Origin of the sequence: Kineococcus rubinsiae (assembly GCF_011839805.1) — a bacterium.
GTDB classification, from domain to species: domain Bacteria; phylum Actinomycetota; class Actinomycetes; order Actinomycetales; family Kineococcaceae; genus Kineococcus; species Kineococcus rubinsiae.
The window spans coordinates 1-4,429 of record NZ_VWPY01000111.1 but is presented as its reverse complement, the minus strand read 5'-3'; the positions used below and the strand labels follow the sequence as shown (position 1 = coordinate 4,429).

Sequence of the window (4,429 nt, the reverse complement as noted above, 5' to 3'; positions counted from 1 at the left end):
ATCACCCCACCACTACCATACCGTGTTGGTGTGGTATTTGGTTCAACACTCCCTATCCAGCTTTCACAAAATTCTGAAACATTTTGGGAGTTGTGAACAAGCAACACAAAGCCACCGATTCTCTGAGTGGTATCAACTCGGTTTACATGCAAACCATCTAAAACGCTTAGAAGAATTTCAAAGTACACAAGGTCAAAAACAATTTGAACAGATAGTTCAACTGATTTTGAAGCACTGTGACTTTATCGTGACGCCACACGATATTGACTATCCCAAACAACTCATGCCTTATGCAGATCATCCCCCCATATTATTTGGTCAAGGTCATCTTCAGGCTTTACTGCAACCGCAAATTGCATTGGTGGGGAGCCGCAAACCTAGTCCACATGGTCGCCAAGTGGCTTATGATTTTGCTTATTACCTTAGTGAGAAAGGATTTTATATTACCAGTGGTCTTGCACATGGGATTGATGAAGCTGCTCATCGCGGTGGCTTAGCACATCATCGAAGTATCGCTGTCACAGGTACTGGGTTAGATACCGTTTATCCCACTCAAAATAAACCATTGGCACAACAAATTGCTCAATCAGGTGCCATCATCACAGAGTTTCTTCCTACGACACTCCCATTACAACAACATTTTCCACGACGAAATCGGATTGTTAGTGGCTTAAGTTTAGGTGTCTTAGTGGTTGAAGCAGCACTAAAAAGTGGATCTTTGATTACGGCGAATGAAGCAGCCAATCAAGGTAAAATGGTATTTGCTATCCCTGGTCATATTTACAGTGAATACCATCAAGGCTGTCATCAACTTATTCGTGAAGGGGCTGTTTTGGTCGATCATCCTGAACAGATTATTGAAGATTTAGCATTACCTACACATTGGCAGACCCAACAACACACTAAAGATGCTGTAGAACAGCACTCAACACTTCCACCACATTTGATTAGCTTGTATCAGAATTTAGATTGGATTGGACAGGATTTAGATTTACTCAGCCAACGCTATCCAGCACCGATCTCTGAAATCACATCTCAATTAATGGAATTAGAGTTACTAGGTTTGTGCATACAACAAGGTGGTCGCTATTTACGTTGTCGTCCAATCCATTAAACTATAGCCAATCTTTTCTGTTAGTACCCTCCTAGACATGATTACAAACTCGATTGCCGAAGCCGCTGATTGTCTAAAACAAGGACAAGTCCTCGCCTATCCAACAGAAGCCGTTTGGGGTTTGGGCTTTGATCCTTTTAATCAACAAGCATTTCAAGACATTCTTGAGTTAAAACATCGTCCAGTTGAAAAAGGCGTGATTTTATTAGCTGGGCATCTAGAACAAGTAGAACATCTACTACAGAACCTAGAATCCAACCTCCGCAACCAAGTGATTGCCAGTTGGTCAAATCGTCAAGAGACCGAACGTGCCACAACATGGCTACTTCCAGCCGACCAACATATCCCGACTTGGATTAAAGGACAACACCCTTTGGTTGCTGTTCGTGTAACAACACATCCTTTGTGCGTAGAGCTATGTGATTCATTTGGTGGATTTATCGTATCGACAAGCGCAAATCCCGCAGGCTTAACTCCAGCAAAAAGTTTAGAAGAAGCACAAGATTATTTTGGTTCATCTCTGCATTATCTAGATGGTAAATTAGGCTTGAGCCAAGAACCAAGTCGTATTCTAAATGCGTTAACAGGTGAAGTGATTCGCGCTTAATTACATGAATAGCAGATAAAAAAAAGCTCAGTTATATAGGGATAACTGAGCATAAAAAGGATGTGTATCATCACATCCAGAGGGTTCGCAAATTTGGTAAGCAACTCATTCATTCTAAAACGAATCATCTTGCTGTGTTGAGTATTATGGATCAATCATTCATCTTATACAAATATATTATTTATCTAACAAAAAAAGTGAAAAGCGTACCTTTTTTGTCAGTTTTAAAGATCCAATAAAAATATATTTTTATTTTTATTGATCTTTTTCAGAATCACAAATGAGGCACTCCTTTAAAATATATTTGTAAATCATATAGAAAGAATAAAAAGTTAATAAAAAAATTACGTTCGTTTGTTGCTCTTTTAAGCAAAACCATCTCATTTATGCGCAACTAAGTCGCCGTTTCCAACTGTGATTGAACAACTTTTTTTGTCTTTTTTTGAGCCAAAATAATCCCTATGAGAATCATTATACCGCCAACCGAGTGATAAATTGTCCATTGTTCAGCTAACCAAACACTGGCTATCACTGCCGTAAATACAGGCATAAGATTCATAAAAATACTGGTTCGATTTGGGCCAATCGCTTGTACTGCCATCATCCATAACAAGGGAGCAATCAAAGATGGAAACATACCAGCATAAAGCACACTCATGGCATTCTCTGCATCAATCGCATCCAAGCCTAAATATAATAAAAATGGGACGTGATATAACAATGCAAACCCTATTTGTACATATAGACTGGTCATCAAGGGTAACTGGACTTGCCATTTTTTGAGAAACACCCCATAAAATGCATAGAATCCTACAGCAATCACCATGACAGCATCTCCCCAATGCCCACCTTGAGCAAACAAACTAGAAAGCTGACCTTGGCTCATCACATAGATCAATCCAGCAAAGGACAATAAACTACCAAAGATCGCAAAACGATTAGGTTTATCCTTTAAAATCAAATATGAAATAAATATAGTAAAAATGGGAACAAATGCATTGACGATGCCCATATTGGTCGCCGTCGTATAATGTGCCGCGGTATATGATAGACCTTGATATAACACCATACCAAAAGCACTTAACACAGCTAAACGTCCAATCAAAGGTCGAATCAAAGCACGTTGTTGCCAAACTTTGGGTAACATGAATGGCGTCAGGATAATAAAAGCGACAAACCACCGATAAAAACTAATACTGGCAGGTGAAATATAATCTGCAACATAACGAGTCACCGCAATGTTCAATGACCAAATGAAAACAGCAATGAGAGGTAAGATAAACACCCATTTTTGATATTTGCTTAGCAGACCCATCCACTTTCCCGCATTTTCTAAGTAATGCGAATATTCTGAAAGATGTCTAAATCAATTTAAATATCGTATTTCAGACATTTATATCGCTGTTTAGACATCAAATTTAGAATAAGTCCCAGCTACGCATTGCGTGTTCAACCACCTTATGCAATTGTTGAACCGTTGCACCATCTCGTGCTTGCACAGTCAATCCTTGTAAGACTGTCGCATAGAAATCTGCTATCTCTTGTAGAGAGGCAGAATGGGCAATGTCACCATTTTCTACACCCTGTTTTAAACGCTCAAGCATTTTCTGTTTGGTCTTCAGACGCCTTTCAAGAATAGTATGCTGCACTGTCTGCGCATGATCAGAACAATTCATGGTAGCAACGACAAGCATACAACCTGTAGGTTTATTGGGTTGAACCAAACGTTGTACATTGTCATAAAGAAATAATTCAAATGCGACTTTGGCAGTTTTCGCCTCTAAGAAAATCGCTTCAATTGGACATGCTTCATGAGCCAAATAGTAGTCGATACACTTATAAAAAAGTCCCACCTTATCACCAAAGCTACTGTATAAACTTGGTGCAGTTAACCCTAAAGCTTGAGTTAAATCACTCATCGATGTCGCTTCAAAGCCATGTTCCCAAAACAATAGCATGGCTTTTTGTAAGGCTTGTTGTTCATCAAAACACTTTGGGCGACCACGTTTCTTTTTAAAGCTATTATCACAAGGCATTAGGTGAGATTCATGCGTATCTTTCATAAAAGCCACAGATATTTTCATAACGATCATTATTAAATTAATTGACGCATCTATTTTTATTTTATAACGATCGTTATAAAAATTTAACCAGTATTCGAAATTTTATTGTTATGCATCTAACAATAAAGGAATTTTATATGGAAAACTCTTACTCTCCCGAATCTAGTGGCGCATCATCAACGAAAAATCAAGGGAGTTGGTATGCGATTCTCGCAGTCGCGATCGGCGCTTTTGCACTTGTGACCAGTGAATTTCTCCCTGTAGGTGTACTCAACAGTGTTGCAGCTGATTTGAATATTTCTATTGGCACAGCGGGTTTGATTATCACTCTACCAGGCGTCATGGCAGCATTTGCAGCACCCCTTCTCCCGATATCAGTGAAACAACTAGATCGTCGTTATGTCTTAATTCTACTGACTGCGATCATGGTGATAGCAAATACCATTACTGCATTTGCTGAGAGTTTTAATATCCTCTTACTGAGTCGGTTAGTATTAGGAATTGCAATTGGAGGCTTTTGGGCAACAGCAATTGCTTTGAGTGGCAAACTTGCTCCTGCTCATTTGCCCATCGCTAAGGCAACCGCAGTCGTCATGGCAGGTGTAACCTTTGCAACGGTATTAGGCGTTCCTATCGGCACATGGC

General features: G+C 39.4%; 5 protein-coding genes. 3 read left to right on the top strand and 2 right to left on the bottom strand.

What is annotated here, in order from left to right:
* The coding region (gene dprA, locus F1544_RS27135) for a DNA-processing protein DprA (RefSeq protein WP_208972482.1) at positions 1–1,114 on the top strand (1,114 nt) is incomplete at its 5' end.
* Between the two features lie 37 nt (positions 1,115–1,151).
* Positions 1,152–1,721 carry an L-threonylcarbamoyladenylate synthase type 1 TsaC gene (gene tsaC / locus F1544_RS27130; RefSeq protein ID WP_167588531.1) on the top strand — a complete coding sequence of 190 codons (570 nt, stop codon included), beginning with the start codon at positions 1,152–1,154 and terminating at the stop codon, positions 1,719–1,721.
* 394 nt (positions 1,722–2,115) lie between these two features.
* Here the strand turns inward: tsaC and F1544_RS27125 are convergent, their stop codons facing one another.
* Entirely contained in the window at positions 2,116–3,036 is a 921-nt protein-coding gene (locus F1544_RS27125; RefSeq protein WP_004905522.1) for a DMT family transporter, read from the bottom strand.
* A gap of 103 nt (positions 3,037–3,139) precedes the next feature.
* A complete protein-coding gene (locus tag F1544_RS27120) occupies positions 3,140–3,805 on the bottom strand; it encodes a TetR/AcrR family transcriptional regulator (protein ID WP_004967048.1) in 666 nt (221 codons plus the stop codon).
* 116 nt (positions 3,806–3,921) lie between these two features.
* Between F1544_RS27120 and F1544_RS27115 the strand changes: the two genes are divergently transcribed.
* A partial coding sequence (locus F1544_RS27115; protein ID WP_167588532.1) for an MFS transporter occupies positions 3,922–4,429 on the top strand: 508 nt, incomplete at its 3' end.